The following is a 14930-nucleotide window of genomic DNA, read 5'->3' as shown; positions in this document are numbered from 1 at the left end:
CGACGGCAGATAATAGCGAGACGGATCGATGACGGGCGGAAATGAAACGAGTCGACAGCAGGTAATAGTGAACGGAATCGACAGCAGTTACTCGTCGCCAGCGATGTTAACGTTGACCGTCTTCAGTTGCGTGTAGTGATCGACGGCCTGCATTCCCTTCTCGCGGCCGAGGCCACTCTTCTTGTACCCGCCGAAGGGCGTCTGCGGTCGCGAACCTGCGTACTGGTTGACCATCACGCTGCCTGCCTCGATGCCGTTGGCGACGCGGTGGGCCCGGTCGAGCGTGTTCGTCCAGACGGTCGCATACAGGCCGAACTCGGTGTCGTTCGCCCGCCGAATAACTTCCTCCTCGTCGGAGAACGAGTACAGGTTGATGACCGGTCCGAACACCTCCTCACAGGAAATCTCCGCGTCGTCAGCGGCCCCCTCGATGACCGTCGGTTCGTAGAAGTTCCCCTCGCGGTCGACGGCCTGACCACCGGTGAGTGCGGTCGCACCGCTCTGGACGGCGCTCTGCACGTAGCTGTCGATCTGCTCGACGGCGTCCGCGGAGATGACCGGTCCCAGATCGGGGTTTTCCACCCCCGGTCCCAGCGTGATCGATTCGACCGCGTCGACGTACCGCTGTTTGAACTCGTCGTAGACGTCTTCGTGGACGAAGATCCGGGTGGTTGCAAAGCACACCTGCCCGTTGATCAGCGTTATCGCCTTCATCGCGCCGTCGACTGCCGCGTCCAAGTCGGCGTCGTCGAAGACGACTCCCGGGCTTTTGCCCCCGAGTTCGAGAACGGTCGGGATGACCCGATCGATCGCCGTTTTCCCGACGATCTGGCCGGTGGAGACCGATCCGGTGAACGTGATCTGATCGACCCGCGAATCGGTCGTCAGCGATTTACTGGTCTCGACCAGTCCGGGAACCACGTTGAACAGGCCGTCCGGGAGTCCCGCCTCGCTCGCGATTTCGGCGAGTTTGAGAATGACGCCCGGGGCGAACGGAGACGGCTTAACGACGACCGCGTTGCCCGCCGCGAGCGCGGGCGCAACGCCGCGGAAACAGAGGAGTACGGGGGCGTTCCACGGCACGATCTGTGCACTCACCCCGATCGGTTCCTTTCGACTGAACGCCTGGTTGGACGGTTTCAGGGGGAAGCTCTCGCCCTCGATTTTGTCGGTCATTCCGGCGTAGTAATCGAGGTAGTCGACGGCGTTGGCAACCAGGTGCTTAGACTGGCCGAGCGGGCGACCGATCTCCCGACTGGCAAGTTCGCCGACCTCGTCGACGTGCGCTTCGAGTCCGCGGGCCACCTCGCGCAGAACGCGCCCTCTCTCAACGGGGTCCATCGCCGCCCACTCGGCCTGTGCGCGTTCGGCCGATTCGAGCGCGGCGTCCACGCCGGAGCTGCCAGCGGCGGTCACCGAGGCGATCACGTCGCCCGTCGATGGGTCCTCTACATCGAACGTCTCGTCCGTCTGCCGATACGTGCCGTTGATAAACATCCCCCGCTGCTCGACGCGTTCTTGAGACATACCACGTTGTACACAGGCAGACAGTATTAGGCTTTGCGCCCCGCTGTCAAACGCCGTGTCTCGTTGTCTGCCTGACGCGTCGGGGGGTGAGCGACTACGAACATTCACCCGAGGCACACAATGATTTAAGTACGATTGCGTCAATCGACGAACGATGCCTGAGATCATAGACGCGACCTCCCACATTATGACAGAGGAGGCGCTCAGCGAAATCGAGAAAGTCCATCCGACGTCCGAACTGGACAGCCTCCGCAACGCCCCGCGAATGTTCGAGATCGACGGTCGACTGGACTACCTCGACAAGAACGCGATCGACAGACAAGTCATCAATCTCTCCGCGCCGATGCTGTGGCAGGGAATCGATCCCGACGACGCCCTCGAAGCCACGCGCGTCGCGAACAACGAGATTCGACGGATCGCCGACAAGCACCCCGACCGATTCATCGCGACGGGGACGCTGCCGTTCCTCACCGATGAGTACGTCGATGAGGCCCGCCGCTGTGTCGAGGAACTGGGGATGCACGGCATCCAAATCTTCTCGAACATCGACGGCAAGATGCTGGACGACGACGATTTCGAGGAGTTCTACGCGACCGTCGACGACCTCGACGTACCCATCTGGATCCACCCGCAGCTGGCGGATTGGCACGACTACGACAACTCCCACACGTGGATTTACAAGATGCTCGCGTGGCCGTTCGATACCAACATCGCGCTCGCGCGGCTGATTTTCTCCGGCGTGCTCGACCGCCACAAGAATCTGGACATCATCTCTCATCACCTCGGCGGCTCGTTCCCCTACCAGATCGGACGGATCCGCTCGTGGTACCAGACGCGGACCGAGGAGCCCGAACTGTATCAGAACCCGGCGATCGCCGACCTCTCCGAACCCCTCGACGCCTACTTCGATCGGATCTACGGCGACACCGCCGTCAGCAGCCAGGGCGAGTCGTACCCGCTAGAGTGCGGCCTCGAGTTCTTCGGCGCGGACAACGTCGTCTACAGCGCCGATTACCCGTTTGGCCCCGACAAGGGCCAATACTGGGTGACGAAGATCCTCCCGATCATCGATGAGCTCGATATTTCGGAGGCGGACAAAGAGAAGATCCTCTCGGGGAACATCAAGCGTCTCCTCGACCTGTAACGACGCTCCGAAGCGACGATTCGAGCCAACCGAGGTACCCACTCCTCGAACCGCCCAATCTCTGCAGTCGCCCCGGTATCGTCACCGGTGAGCTGGTTTTCATATAATTTGACGATTATCTGCGAATATATCCGTTTGTTTCCGAGTAAGGTATATTTAAGTATGTGGGGTGACCCTCTCGCAGTATGGACCCCGAAGACATTCAGGCGTCCGGTAACCCTGTCGAAGTACTGCGTCAGAAAGGCGGCAACTACACGGACAACTTCCCGGTCGTTCCGAACGAGATCACGAACTGGCTGGACGAACAACGGTCGGTCACCGAAACGGTCTCGTTCGCGAACCTATCGCACCACATGACTGCGCTGCGCGTCACCGGTCCCGACGCGCGGGAGTTGCTGCGCGACCTCAGTGTCAACAGCTTCGAGAACTACGAGATCGGTCGCGCGAAACAGCTCGTGATGTGCAACCCGAACGGCCACATCATCGGTGACGGCCCGATGCTTCGCCTCGACGACGAGGAGTACTACAGCGCCGGAATGCTGTCTGCGAACTGGGTGCGCTACAACCTCGAGACGGGGGATTACGACGCCACCGTCGAAACCGAACCCCGGACGTCTGCTCACGAGGGAGACCCCGAGAACTTCGTGTTCCAGGTGCAGGGCCCGAACGCGCGGGCGGTCCTCGAACAGGTCACGGACGCCGACCTCGATTCGATCCCGTTCTACCACTTCGAGACGATCGACCTCGCGGGCGTCGAGACCATCGCGCTCGGGCACGGCATGTCGACGGAGTTCGGCTTCGAGTTCATCGGGCCGTTCGAGCAGTCCGAACAGGTTCGCGAAGCCATCGTCGAGGCCGGTCGCGAGCACGGTCTCAAACAGCTCGGGTCGAAGTCCTATCACACCCTCTCGGTGAAGCTCGGGTGGGTCCCGCCGGGCGTCCCGCCGATCTACGACGTCGACGAGATGAGCGGCTACCGCGAGTGGCTCGACGCCGATAGCCGAGAGGCGACGTACTCCATCGACGGCAGCTTCGTCTCCGACGACATCTCCGAGTACTATATGGACCCGATCGAGCTCGGTTATAAGAAGCTCATCAGCTTCGATCACGACTACGTCGGGCGCGACGCGCTCGAATCGATGGTCGAAGATCCCGAACGAACGCTCGTGTCGCTCGCGTGGGACGAAGAGGACGTCATCGACGTCTACGCGTCGCTGTTCCGCGACGGCGAGACGAAGAAGTTTATGGACCTGCCCCGGATCGGATGGGGGCGGGCGAACTACGATGAGGTGTTGGTCGACGGCGAGCGAATCGGACTGTCGCACTCGCGGTCCTACGAATACGACGCGGGCACGATCATCTCTCTGTGCAGCATCGACGTCGATCACGCCGACCCCGGCACGGAGGTCACGCTGATCTGGGGCGAACAGGACTCGCCGAATCCGAAGGTCGAACGACACGCCCAGTGTGAGATCTCGGCCACCGTCGGCAAGGTTCCGTACTCCGCGGACCGTCGGAAAGGCGAATAGTCGACGACAATCCGTAAGCTCTCGTTCCCACTCGCACGCCGTCTCTTTGTGTGGTGATTTTCACGTCTTCGCCTCCGTGAGCGGTTCGCAACGGCGTCGGCTGGATGAGATCTCGCTCAAACCTTCCGATACTATCGGATCATTTGATGTGATCAATGATTAGGGATAGTGGAGTAAACTACTTGGATAACATATGTACGGGTGTTATTTTAAGTTGTTATATGCCGAGGTTCGTCGAGAACGCGATCCGTTAATGCAGCGTGATATTTCGAGATAGGCGGATTTACAGATATCCGATGGCAAACAGCCTGGTACTACGATAGACGCATCCTCCTCGGGGGATCGCTGAGCGAACCGCGGCCAGATTCGGGTCGGAACGGGCCTACATCGCCCGAATCGGTGGACTGTGAGCCGTCGGGCCGGAGATGGTTGATCCGACAGTTTCGAATTGAGTCCTACTCGTCCGGGACCGCAAACCTAAGGTCCAGCGGCTTCTTATCTGCCTCTATGACAATGACAAACGGGACCATTAAACTACAATCGGTCCAGCGGGTCTCCGAGATTGTCGAATTGATTCAATCACGGGGTCCGCTGGGTGCGACGGAGATAACCGAGGCGCTCGACGTCCCCACGAGCACCGCTCACGACTACCTCTCGTCGCTACACGACTTAGAATACCTCGTAAAAACCGACGGGAAGTACGATATCGGTCTCCGCTTCCTGGATCACGGGATCAAAGCCCGGGATCGACACGATATCGCCACGGTCGGCAAGCGAACGATCAAACAGCTTGCGAGAGAGACCGGCGAAGCCACCTGGCTCGTGACCGAAGAGCACGGGCGCGCGGTGTACCTCGACTACGCACTGGGCGAACAGGCCGTCCAGACGCACGCACGCATCGGAACGCGCTCGTATCTCCACCAGCTGGCGTCGGGAAAAAGTATCCTGGCGTACCTCCCCGAAGCGCGCGTCGACGAGATCATCGACAGGCACGGTCTCGAACAGCGGACGCCTCATACGATCAACACGCGCGAAGAACTCTTCGAGGTACTGGAGCGCACGCGCGAACGCGGCTACGCGATCAACGATCAAGAGGCGGTCGAGGGAGCGCGGGCTATCGGGAAAGCGATCATCGTCGGCGGCGAGGTCGTCGGAGCGATAAGTGTCGCCGGACCGGCGAACCGACTGACCGATCAGCAGCTCGCCGACGGAATCATCGATCAGATCAGGGGCGCGACGAACGAACTGGAGTTGAAATTGAGCCAACGGTGACTCGGACGGTCGGTAGTGATTTCTCGTCGTCGACTGTGATCTCTCGTCTTCGATTGTGCGCTCTCGGCGTCGAGCGCGTCACAGACGGAGCGATCGGCGACGAATAGTTTCAATCGGCCGCGTCACTCCCGCTGACAATCACACCCGCGATTTTCGAGGAATTCAGCGACGGAGTATTGGTCTCCGCAGCGCTGACAGAGCACCTGCATATCGAGTAACACCTCGAACTCGTCGATATCGATCCGACCGGTCTCTCTCAGCTTCTCGATCCGTTCTTCTGTCACCGATAGCGTCCGCGTCATCAACCGTTGGATGCTTTGGAGGTCTTTTTCGACCTTCTCCTCGTCGGAGAGCTGGCGGTACTCCGCGTCGCGATACTCCGTGAGATACGATCTGATCGCCTGATAGCTGACGAAGTTGGATTCGAGGGTGTCGACGTCGACACCGTTCTGTTCGAGCCGACTTCGCGCGTCGGTTCTGACACCGGTACTGACCTCGTCGTCGGTGAGGTTCTGGTACGTCGTCGAGACGTCGCTCTCGAGGGCGCTCATTCCGGCGTCGATGAGCGTCTGTTCGAGCAAGCGTTCGTTGAAGTGATCGGCGAGGTCACGGAGACTCATCCGCTCGACCCCGTTGCCCGTCCATCGAGCCTCAAGCTCGTCTCCCAGCCCTTCGAGCTCGTATTCGGCGATGAGCCGCGCCACCTTGCTCGACGGTCGGTTGTCGGTCGTATCTGGCATTGTCACCCCTTCGCCGAACGGGCTCAAAAATGTACTGGGGTCTGTCGCCAGCGACGTCTCAGATGGACGTCACTCGGGTGAAGTCGTCGTCGAGCGCCTGGGCGTCCTCGGGCAAGAGCGCCACCACGAGGAAGTCCGCGTAGTCCGCGAAGTACTCGACGAGAGCCGCGATCCGGTCCGAGTCGATCGCTTCCAGCGAGTCCAACAGCATAAACGGCACCGACTCGTGGAGATCGTGGACGAGATAGCCCGCCAGCGCGAAGATCAGTCCCGTGACTTCCCGCTCGCTTTCCGAAAGGTGATCGATCGTGTCCTCGTAGGCCGCCCCGTTCTCAGTCGTCCGCACGATGTGCAGCTCGAAGCGCGTCTGCCCGTCACTCGTCCCAGCGCCCTCGATCCGCTCGATCCAGATCCGTTCGATGTTCTCGTAGCCTAAGAGTTCGAGAATCGACTCCATGTGCTCGTTGAACGACTCGACGGCTTCCGCCTCGATCTGGTCGATCTTCGTCCGCTGGTCGGTCAGCGCGTCGACGAGCTCCGTCCGCTTCTCGCGGAGCCCTTCGGCCCGCTCGATGTCGTCTTCGATCTCTTCGATCTCTTCGGTGACCGAATCGAGATCCGATTCGAGGCTGTCGATCTCGAATTCGAGCTGGTTCGCCTCCTTGTGCAGCGAGAGGATCTCCTCGAAGTCCGCCGATTCGAGGTTTTCCACCTCTGATTCGAGCGATTCGACGTCTTCGGTGAGCGATTCGCGGTTCTCCTTCAGCGCGTCGATCTGCTCGTCGCGGCGGTCGAGTTCCGCGTCGATGTCGTCGAGTTTGCGCTCGATCTCCGTGCGCTTGCGCTGCTTTTTGGTCGCCTCCTGCTGCTCTCGTTTCTTCTCTTCGAGCGTGCTCTTGATCTCGTTGAGTTCCTCGACCTTCTCCGTGCGGAGCGATTTCAGCCGTTCGATCGTCGATTCGATCTGCTCGCGTTCGACGGAGGAGCCGCAGGTCCAACAGACCACGGTCTCGTCGTCCGAGTCGACGAGCTGGTCCGTCACGGAGCCGTCGCCCTCTGCGGCGGCCGCGCCGCCGTCCTCCAGCAGTTCGTAGTCCTCGGCTTCCAGGCGTTCCTCGTTGTACTGGATGAGGCTGCGGAGTTCGTTGATTGCGGTATTCAGATCCTGGCGCTCGGTTCGGAGGCGATCGATTTCGGTGTCGAGATCCTGGTGGTCGCCCATCGGGGTCTCGGGGAGCTCGTCGAGGTCGCCTTCGAGTTCTTTCTGCTCGCGCTTCAGCGAGGAGATGCTCTCTTCTTGGCGTTCGATCTTGCGGCGGATCGATTCGAGTTCCGAGCGGGTCGAGCGGAGTTCCTGCAGCTTCTCTTCGAGTTCGGCCTGCTCTTTGCGGCCCTCCTCAACGTCGCGGCTGCTGTCGTCGATGTCGTCTTCGAGGGCGGCGAGTTCCTCGCGCTTGTCCTCGATGTTGCCTTTGAGCGTGGTGCGGCGCTGTTCGAGTTCGGGAAGTTCCCGCTTTTTGGATTCGATGCGGGCCAGAGTATCGTTAATGTCGCCTTTCTCCTCTTCGAGACGGCGGATCTCCGAGCGGATGGCATCGACGTCGACGGGGCGCATAATGACATCGCGGAGTTGCTCGCCGCGGGCGGCCGCTTGTCTGGCGTCGTTGGTCTCTAAGAGGAACGCGAAGAGGTCGGCGACCTCGGGGTCGTCGAGGTACGCGTCGCCCTCGAAGGAGACACCGTCGCCCGCGCGGGTGAGCGTTCGCTCGTAAGTCGTGCCGTCGAGAGTGAGTTCGACGCGCCCCTCGTCGGCGTCGCCTTTCAGCGAGACGCGCTGGCTGCCCATCGCGGCCATAATTGATCGCAGAAACGAGGTCCTGTTGGTAGCATTCTTGCCGGTGAGAACGGTGACACCGGGCGGAATGTCCACCTCGGTGTTGTCGATACCGCCGACATTCTCCACAGAGAAATGAGCGGATTCAGCTAGTTGTTCGGAAGTCGCCATACAAAACCTATCTGCACTCGTGTATATATGCTTTGTGCAGCGAGTCGACCCGGTGTTCGAGAGTATCGACCGCCCACCCGTTCGATATCGCCGTACTACTCCGTCATCGAACGCGTCGTCATTCGGAGTGAACCGATTGCGTCGGGTCCTCTCAAGAAACCGCGGGTTATGTACGAAATTTGACCTATATATTGCCGATCGAAGGTTCATTTTTGGCCGATAACGGTCCCGTTTACGAGCTACTCAAATCATTCTACCGCAGATATGTATCTGAAGTTATCTTTCGACAGCGAGGCCGCTCGGTTGACCGAATACGAAAAAGGCCGAGATCGCTCGATCGAATTCGGATACGGCATAACAGTCGTACTTTCGTTATTCGAACCGGTGACTCGTTGGTTCCGTGGAGTCCGTCCCCCGGTCCGTATTTGGTATCGTGCGGCCTGGCGAATCAAACACGTGCCAGTGGAACTCAGTGAACGCGCGATGACTCTTCCGATGATCCGAACCACCGTTCGATTTACTCGCACAGATTATTCAGGCGGGCGCTCAGTAGTGCCGGTATTTCAGACTGATCTGAAGAGTACTACAAACAGCGGAAAGCGTGTGGATATCGAACGGCAGCGTCCAGGAGACCGGGCAGCTACGCGTGGATTGAGCAGCCGCCGCGGTGGTTCGAAGTCGGAACCAGCACGCCGAAGCAGTGATGTCTCTGAGCAGCGGGACGTACCGACCCAACCCTCGGAGTGCTGGTGGCTGAAAACTGCATATTTGAACCCGGACCCATTGGCGTACAGCGCCTGAGACGCCGAGATAATCTACGTTAGCGGAGGTGGTATGGCCTGCGCTCGAAGTGGCGGTATGACCTGCGTTCGAGGGGACGACTGGGCTGTGATTGAGAGGGGCCCTCTCCAGGTCTCGGTCGGTGTTCGAAATAACCGCAGTATTTAGGTTCGTGCAGTGATATCATCCGCGTAGAGATGACCGACACCACGCCGCCGCTGAAAACGATCCAGCGGGCGTTCGAAATAATGGACGTGCTCAAAGAGCAGAAGGAGGTCGGCGTCGCGGAACTCGCTCGACGGCTCGATCTCCCGAAGAGTACGGTCCACGACTACCTCCGGACCCTGCGAACGATGGGCTACGTGATCAACGAGGACGGTACGTACCGGTTGGGCTTTCAGTTATTGGAACTGGGCGGGCAGGTCAAATACCGCAATCGGCTGTTCCACGTCGCCAAGCCCGAGTTAGACCGACTGGTCGATAGTACGGGAGAACTCGTCAGCGTCAACGTTGAGGAGCGGGGACAGTTCGTCATTCTGCACACAGAGTTCGGATCGGAGTCGCTTCGGTTGGGGATCTATCCGGGGCTCAAGACCCCGATCCACACGCACGCGGGTGGAAAAGTGATACTCGCGTTCCTCGGCGACGAGCGGATCGAATCGATCATCGACGCGCACGGCCTCACCGCCCGGACCGAGCACACGATCACGGACCGCGAGTCGCTCGACGCGGAACTGGAGGCGATCCGAGAGCAGGGTTACGGAATCGACCGGAACGAGCAGGTCGTCGGGATGGGCGCTGTCGCCGCCCCGGTCCGCGTCGGCGACGAGGTGCTCGGATCGATCGGCGTGGTCTGTCCGTCCGATCGACTGCGCGATGCGGAGTACAGAGAGGAACTCGCCGACGAGGTGCAGAAGTCCGCGAACATCATCTCTGTCAACTACCAGTACGCGCCGTAGCGTCCGGACCGGGTCTTGAGTGCGGTGATCTCGCAGTCGTGGTGTTGCAGTCGTCGTTTCGTTGTCGTGGTGTTGCAGTCGTCGTCTCGCAGTCGTAGTGTTGCGGTTCGCGTATCGCTGTCGGTGTGTCGAAATCGTTGAGTCGTGGTCGATGTGTCGCAATCGTCGTGCCGAAGTCGCTGTCTCGTCCGATCGATCGGCGACGTCCCCGATCTGAGCGAGGGACGCACACTGCATTTTTAATATCGATCGTTATGTTCACGTGAACGATGACCGTACCCACGGAGTTGGAGAAGTACTACTTCCACCAGCAGGCATTCGAGACGCTCGAAGAGATCAACGAGTGGTTCTCCTGGGAGGTTCCGGAGACGTTCAACATCGCCCGGTACGCCTGCGAGCGCTGGGCGGAACGCGAACCGGATCGCGTGGCGCTCTCACTCGATCGACTCGATGGCGAGCGATCCGAATACACGTTCGCGGAGCTGAACCGCTTGGCAAACAGATTTGCGACGTTCCTCACCGACGAAGGAGTCGGCGCGGGCGATCACGTCGCGGTCAACGGAACGCAGTGCGTCGAGTCCCTCGTTGGGCATCTCGCCGCGTTCAAGATCGGTGCGATCTCCGTTCCCCTCACCGTCCTGCTCGGCTCCGACGGACTCACCTACCGACTGCAAGACTGCAGTGCGTCGGTGTTTCTGGCCGATGAAGCCGCGATCGACGCGCTCAGATCGGTGCGTGATGCCGTCGACTCGCTCGACCTGATAGTCACGTACGGCGACTTCGATCGGGGCGACGAGGTCAACTTTCACGAGGCGATCGACGGCGCGTCCGCCTCGTTTGAGACCCGGCCGACCAGCGCCGACGACGAGGCGTTCATCATCTACACGAGCGGGACCACGGGAGAGCCGAAGGGCGTCGTACACGCTCATCAACACCTCCTCGGCGAGTTGCCGCAGTTCCTCAGCCTCCAGTGTCACCGGACGGACGACGAGCAAGTGGTCCGAACCGTCTCGGAGTGGTCGTGGATTATGTCGCTTCCGGGGATCGTGCTCCCGGCGATGTTTTACGGGATTCCGGTCGTCGGCTACGCCGGTCGAGAGTTCGATCCCGAGCGGGAGTTCGAGTTGATCGACCACTACGGCATCACCCACCTCAACCTACCGCCGACGGCGGTTCGAATGATGATGCAGATCGACACGCCGGGAGACCGGTACGATCTCACCAGCCTCCAGTCGCTCACGACTGGCGGCGAGGCGGCCGACGAACGGATCATCGAGTGGGCGACGGACACCTTCGAGAACGCCGCATTCCTCGAGGGGTACGGAACCTCCGAGATCGGCGGGCTCATCTGCGACGACCCCGCCGTCGGTCTCGATCACCGACTCGGATACTTCGGGGTCCCCTCTGCGGGGCACGATGTCGCCGTCGTCGATCCCGACACGCTCGAACCGATCGACGAACCGCACGAGATCGGCGAACTCGCCGTCCGGTACGGCGAGGATCCGATGCTGTTTCTCCGCTACCACGGGCTCCCGGAACGGACCGCGAACACCATCCAAGACGGGTGGTTGCTGTCCGATGACCTCGTCTCGAAGGACGAAGACGGCTACTTCCGGTTCCACTCCCGCTCGGACGACATCATCATCAGTTCCGGCTATCGAATCGCACCTAAAGAGATCGAGGAGGTCCTCCTGACGCACCCGGCGGTCCAGCACGTCGGCGTCATCGGCGTCCCGCACGAGACCCGAGGTGAGATTCCGAAAGCCTTCGTCGTCCTCGCGGACGGCTACGACCCGGACGAGACGCTGACCGACGAGCTACAATCGCACGTCAAAGACCGTCTCGCGAAGTACGAATACCCCCGCGAGATCGAATTCACCGACGACATCCCCACGACGACGACGGGGAAAGTCCAACGGCAGTCCCTGCGGACGCGAGCGGGTATCGAAGAGAATTGATCCCTCTCGCGCTCGTGTAGTAGAAAAATATAAATATTGACGATTATGAATGATCAGTATGCCATCTGGTAACACCAGTGAGCGGAGTGCGACTGACAGGCGGAACTTCCTGAAGCTAACGGGCGCGAGCGTCGTTGCCGGATCGCTCGCGGGATGTATGAACAATGGCGGCGGCGATGGCGGCGGGGACGGCGGGGACGGCGGTAGCGATAGTGGCGACGGCAACGGTGCGACCGCGGGTGACAGCGGCGGCGAAGGCGACATCGTTATCGGCGGGCTGCAGCCCTACACGGGCCCGTACGCGCAGACCACCCAGCAGTTCGTCGACGGACTCAACTTCCGGATCAACGAGATCAACGCCGACGGCGGCGTGCTCGACCGACAGCTCGCGTTCGAGGACCGCGACACGCAACTCGATCCGGCGGAGGCGACGAGTATCGCCACGGAACTCATCGAAGCGGAGGACGCGGTCGTGCTTACCGGATCGATTTCGAGCGACATCGGACTCACCGTCGCACCGATCGCCGAAGACAATCAAGTTCCGCACATTCCGCAGTTCGTTGGGAGCTCGGAGTTCCTGACTCGGGACTCGCGCTACAACTTCCGGATGGGACTCGCCCCGGCCCCGACTAACGCCCGCGCGGTGAGTCAGTTCATCGAAGATCAGGGCTTCCAGAACGTCGGCGCGATCATCGCCGACTACTCGTACGGACGGGCCTGGGAGCAGAGCATCAACGCGATCTTCCCGGACGACGTCGACGTTCACATGGAGGTCGCCCCGTTCGGGGAGGACTCCTTCACGACGTACCTCCGGGCGATGCCCGAGGACCTCGATCTGCTCATCACCGCCAGCCACCCGCCGGGCGTGTTCACGATCTACAACCAGCTCCAGGGTCTCGACGACGTCAACCCCGACTACGTCATCGGGCGCAGCGACGCGAAACTGTCGGCGAACGCGCTCGGCGACTCGGTCACACAGGGCTTCATCGCGCAGACGCAGCCCGATCCGTTCGCCGACCAGTACGCGGAGGTCGGACAGCGGTTCTACGACGAAAACGACGACTGGTTCGGCGTGCTGAACGCCGTCGGATACGTCGTCGGCGATCTCATCGGGGCCGCGATCGAGGACGCTGGAGAGGCGGACCCGGTCGCGATCGCCGACTCGATCCGAAACATCGAATTGGATACGCTGTTCGCCTCGCCGATCCAGTACACTGAGTGGGGCGAGCTGGAAAACCTCGTCCAGCTTATGGTCGGCTTCGAATCGGGGACGCCCGACTACTACCCCGACGGTGAGATTGGACTCACCGAGGAGTTCCGCTCGGAGCCGCTCCCGGCGTACGACCCATCGAGCGATCTCCTCTCGTAAACTTCCCTTCCCTACTCGCTCACGGCTGACGCCGTTCGGTCCCTGCGGTAGGGATTTCCAGGTTTATCACGCGCGTTGTAGATCTCGTGACCGTCGTATCCCTCCAGACGCTCAATCCGTCGTTCGTCGAGGAGGGATCTCCGGGTCGCAGTTCGGATGAAAAAACGCGCCGCGCTACCCGCGGAGGTAGCCTTCTTTGATCGCGTCGCTTTCGAGCAGTTCTTCGCCGGTTCCCTCCGTTTCGATTCGTCCGTTTTCGAGGAGGTAGCCGCGGTCCGCGAGCGTGAGCGCTCTGTCGACGTGCTGCTCGACCAAGACGACCGTCACGTCGTCGCTGATCGTCTCGATCGTCCGAAACACCTGCTCGGCAAGTTGCGGCGCGAGCGCGTTGGAGGGCTCATCGAGCGCCAGTACCTCGGGCTCGGCCATCAGCCCGCGACCGATCGCGAGCATCTGTTGCTCGCCGCCGCTGAGCGTCGACGCGTGTTGGTCGCGGCGGTCCTCGAGCACGGGGAACATCTCGAACACCCTGTCACGGTTCTCCTCGAAGGTGTCGCGCTTGGTGTATGAGCCCATCCGGAGGTTCTTTTCGACGGAGAGGTCCCCGAACAGGTTTCGCTCCTCGGAGATGTGAACGAACCCGCGGTCGACGATATCGCTCGCGGGGACGCTCGCGACGTCGGCTCCGAGCACCTCGACGCGACCGTCCGTCGGCGTGAGAATTCCCGAGAGCGTCTTCAGAAGCGTCGTCTTCCCGGCCCCGTTCGGGCCGACGATGGTGACCACCGAGTCGTCCTCGCGGACCTCGAAGGAGACGTCCCACAGCACCTGGAGATCGCCGTAGTGAACGTCGAGACCGTCGACGTCGATCAGGCTCACGAGTCGACCTCCCCGAGGTACGCCTGGGTAACGCGCTCGTCAGTTTGGATCTCCGCGGGCGTGCCGTCCGCGATCTTCTCGCCCTGATTCAACACGATGATGCGGTCGGTGACGCTCATAATCGCCTCCATGATGTGTTCGATCCAGAAGACCGAGACGCCGCGCTCGTCGCGGACGCGTTCGAGCGTTCTGGTGATTTCGTCGATTTCCGTCGGGGTCAGGCCCGCACCGATCTCGTCGACGAGGATGAGTTCGGGATCGGCCGCGATCGCCTTCGCGAGTTCGAGCTGTTTTCGGTCGGCGATCGTCAGTCCCCCGGCCTCCTCGTCGCGGCGATCGTCGAGGCCGACGAACGCGAGCGCGTCGCGGGCGCGGTCGGTCGCCTCGTTCATCGAGACCGACTCGTCGTTGCCGAAGACGGCACCGATCATCGCGTTGTCGAGGACGGTCGATTCGTTGAACGTTCGGACAGCCTGAAAGGTTCGCGCGATGCCGAGCTTTGCCACGTGGTTTGGCTTCTTGCCGACGAGTTCCTCGCCGTCGAACGTGATCGATCCGGTGTTGGGCGGGTGGACGCCGGTGATCGTGTTGAACAGGGTGGTCTTCCCGGCCCCGTTCGGGCCGATCAACCCCACGATCTCCTCGTCGCCGATAGCGAAGTCGACCTCGTCGACGGCGACAAGACCGCCGAACTTCTTGGTGACGTTGGTGGCGGTTAACACGGTCCGAGGTTGCTGACGATTATATATAAATAATTCGGTGGCGGGA

11 protein-coding genes are annotated in these 14930 nt (G+C 61.0%); 6 read left to right on the top strand and 5 right to left on the bottom strand.

Going from position 1 to position 14930, the window contains the following annotated elements; all coding sequences use genetic code 11:
• Nucleotides 1-87: 87 nt before the first annotated feature.
• Nucleotides 88-1527, bottom strand: a complete 1440-nt coding sequence (locus FJT57_RS01620; protein WP_144901062.1) for an aldehyde dehydrogenase family protein — start codon at nucleotides 1525-1527, stop codon at nucleotides 88-90.
• 154 nt (nucleotides 1528-1681) lie between these two features.
• On the opposite strand from FJT57_RS01620, the gene FJT57_RS01615 reads away from it, so the two are divergent.
• The 3 genes from FJT57_RS01615 (at nucleotide 1682) to FJT57_RS01605 (ending at nucleotide 5472) form a co-directional block, all read left to right on the top strand.
• Nucleotides 1682-2671: an amidohydrolase family protein gene (locus FJT57_RS01615; RefSeq protein WP_144901061.1), complete on the top strand. Its 990-nt coding sequence runs from the start codon at nucleotides 1682-1684 to the stop codon at nucleotides 2669-2671.
• A 185-nt stretch (nucleotides 2672-2856) separates the two neighbouring features.
• A complete protein-coding gene (locus FJT57_RS01610; protein ID WP_144901060.1) occupies nucleotides 2857-4200 on the top strand; it encodes an aminomethyltransferase family protein in 1344 nt (447 codons plus the stop codon).
• A gap of 507 nt (nucleotides 4201-4707) precedes the next feature.
• The gene (locus tag FJT57_RS01605) at nucleotides 4708-5472 is read left to right on the top strand and encodes an IclR family transcriptional regulator (RefSeq protein WP_144901059.1); all 765 of its coding nucleotides are present in this window, start codon (nucleotides 4708-4710) and stop codon (nucleotides 5470-5472) included.
• 122 nt (nucleotides 5473-5594) lie between these two features.
• On the opposite strand, the gene rdfA is transcribed toward FJT57_RS01605, so the two are convergent.
• Both rdfA and FJT57_RS01595 read right to left on the bottom strand, forming a co-directional pair.
• Nucleotides 5595-6212: a rod-determining factor RdfA gene (gene rdfA, locus FJT57_RS01600; protein ID WP_144901058.1), complete on the bottom strand. Its 618-nt coding sequence runs from the start codon at nucleotides 6210-6212 to the stop codon at nucleotides 5595-5597.
• Nucleotides 6213-6270: 58 nt separating this feature from the next.
• Nucleotides 6271-8217, bottom strand: a complete 1947-nt coding sequence (locus FJT57_RS01595; protein WP_144901057.1) for an archaea-specific SMC-related protein — start codon at nucleotides 8215-8217, stop codon at nucleotides 6271-6273.
• A gap of 977 nt (nucleotides 8218-9194) precedes the next feature.
• Between FJT57_RS01595 and FJT57_RS01590 the strand changes: the two genes are divergently transcribed.
• The 3 genes from FJT57_RS01590 (at nucleotide 9195) to FJT57_RS01580 (ending at nucleotide 13283) form a co-directional block, all read left to right on the top strand.
• A complete protein-coding gene (locus tag FJT57_RS01590) occupies nucleotides 9195-9956 on the top strand; it encodes an IclR family transcriptional regulator (RefSeq protein WP_144901056.1) in 762 nt (253 codons plus the stop codon).
• A 269-nt stretch (nucleotides 9957-10225) separates the two neighbouring features.
• Nucleotides 10226-11914, top strand: a complete 1689-nt coding sequence (locus FJT57_RS01585) for an acyl-CoA synthetase (RefSeq protein WP_144901055.1) — start codon at nucleotides 10226-10228, stop codon at nucleotides 11912-11914.
• Nucleotides 11915-11972: 58 nt separating this feature from the next.
• The gene (locus FJT57_RS01580; RefSeq protein WP_162524294.1) at nucleotides 11973-13283 is read left to right on the top strand and encodes an ABC transporter substrate-binding protein; all 1311 of its coding nucleotides are present in this window, start codon (nucleotides 11973-11975) and stop codon (nucleotides 13281-13283) included.
• Nucleotides 13284-13457: 174 nt separating this feature from the next.
• Here FJT57_RS01580 and FJT57_RS01575 read toward each other — a convergent pair whose 3' ends face one another.
• Both FJT57_RS01575 and FJT57_RS01570 read right to left on the bottom strand, forming a co-directional pair.
• Complete coding sequence (locus tag FJT57_RS01575; protein WP_144901053.1) at nucleotides 13458-14162, bottom strand: ABC transporter ATP-binding protein; 705 nt, start codon at nucleotides 14160-14162, stop codon at nucleotides 13458-13460.
• Nucleotides 14159-14884, bottom strand: a complete 726-nt coding sequence (locus FJT57_RS01570) for an ABC transporter ATP-binding protein (RefSeq protein ID WP_144901052.1) — start codon at nucleotides 14882-14884, stop codon at nucleotides 14159-14161. Before FJT57_RS01570 ends, FJT57_RS01575 begins: the two co-directional genes overlap by 4 nt.
• Between the last annotated feature and the right edge of the window lie 46 nt (nucleotides 14885-14930).

The organism is Halobellus captivus (genome assembly GCF_007655485.1).
GTDB lineage: Archaea > Halobacteriota > Halobacteria > Halobacteriales > Haloferacaceae > Haloquadratum > Haloquadratum captivum.
This window is presented reverse-complemented; position numbering and strand designations above follow the sequence as displayed.

Excerpts from the sequence above, each read along its gene's own strand:
- FJT57_RS01615 (WP_144901061.1), top strand. The coding sequence starts at position 1,682 with ATGCCTGAGATCATAGACGCGACCTCCCACATTATGACAGAGGAGGCG.
- FJT57_RS01605 (WP_144901059.1), top strand. The coding sequence starts at position 4,708 with ATGACAATGACAAACGGGACCATTAAACTACAATCGGTCCAGCGGGTC.
- FJT57_RS01585 (WP_144901055.1), top strand. The coding sequence starts at position 10,226 with ATGACCGTACCCACGGAGTTGGAGAAGTACTACTTCCACCAGCAGGCA.
- FJT57_RS01610 (WP_144901060.1), top strand. The coding sequence starts at position 2,857 with ATGGACCCCGAAGACATTCAGGCGTCCGGTAACCCTGTCGAAGTACTG.
- rdfA (WP_144901058.1), bottom strand. The coding sequence starts at position 6,212 with ATGCCAGATACGACCGACAACCGACCGTCGAGCAAGGTGGCGCGGCTC.
- FJT57_RS01620 (WP_144901062.1), bottom strand. The coding sequence starts at position 1,527 with ATGTCTCAAGAACGCGTCGAGCAGCGGGGGATGTTTATCAACGGCACG.
- FJT57_RS01580 (WP_162524294.1), top strand. The coding sequence starts at position 11,973 with ATGCCATCTGGTAACACCAGTGAGCGGAGTGCGACTGACAGGCGGAAC.
- FJT57_RS01590 (WP_144901056.1), top strand. The coding sequence starts at position 9,195 with ATGACCGACACCACGCCGCCGCTGAAAACGATCCAGCGGGCGTTCGAA.
- FJT57_RS01595 (WP_144901057.1), bottom strand. The coding sequence starts at position 8,217 with ATGGCGACTTCCGAACAACTAGCTGAATCCGCTCATTTCTCTGTGGAG.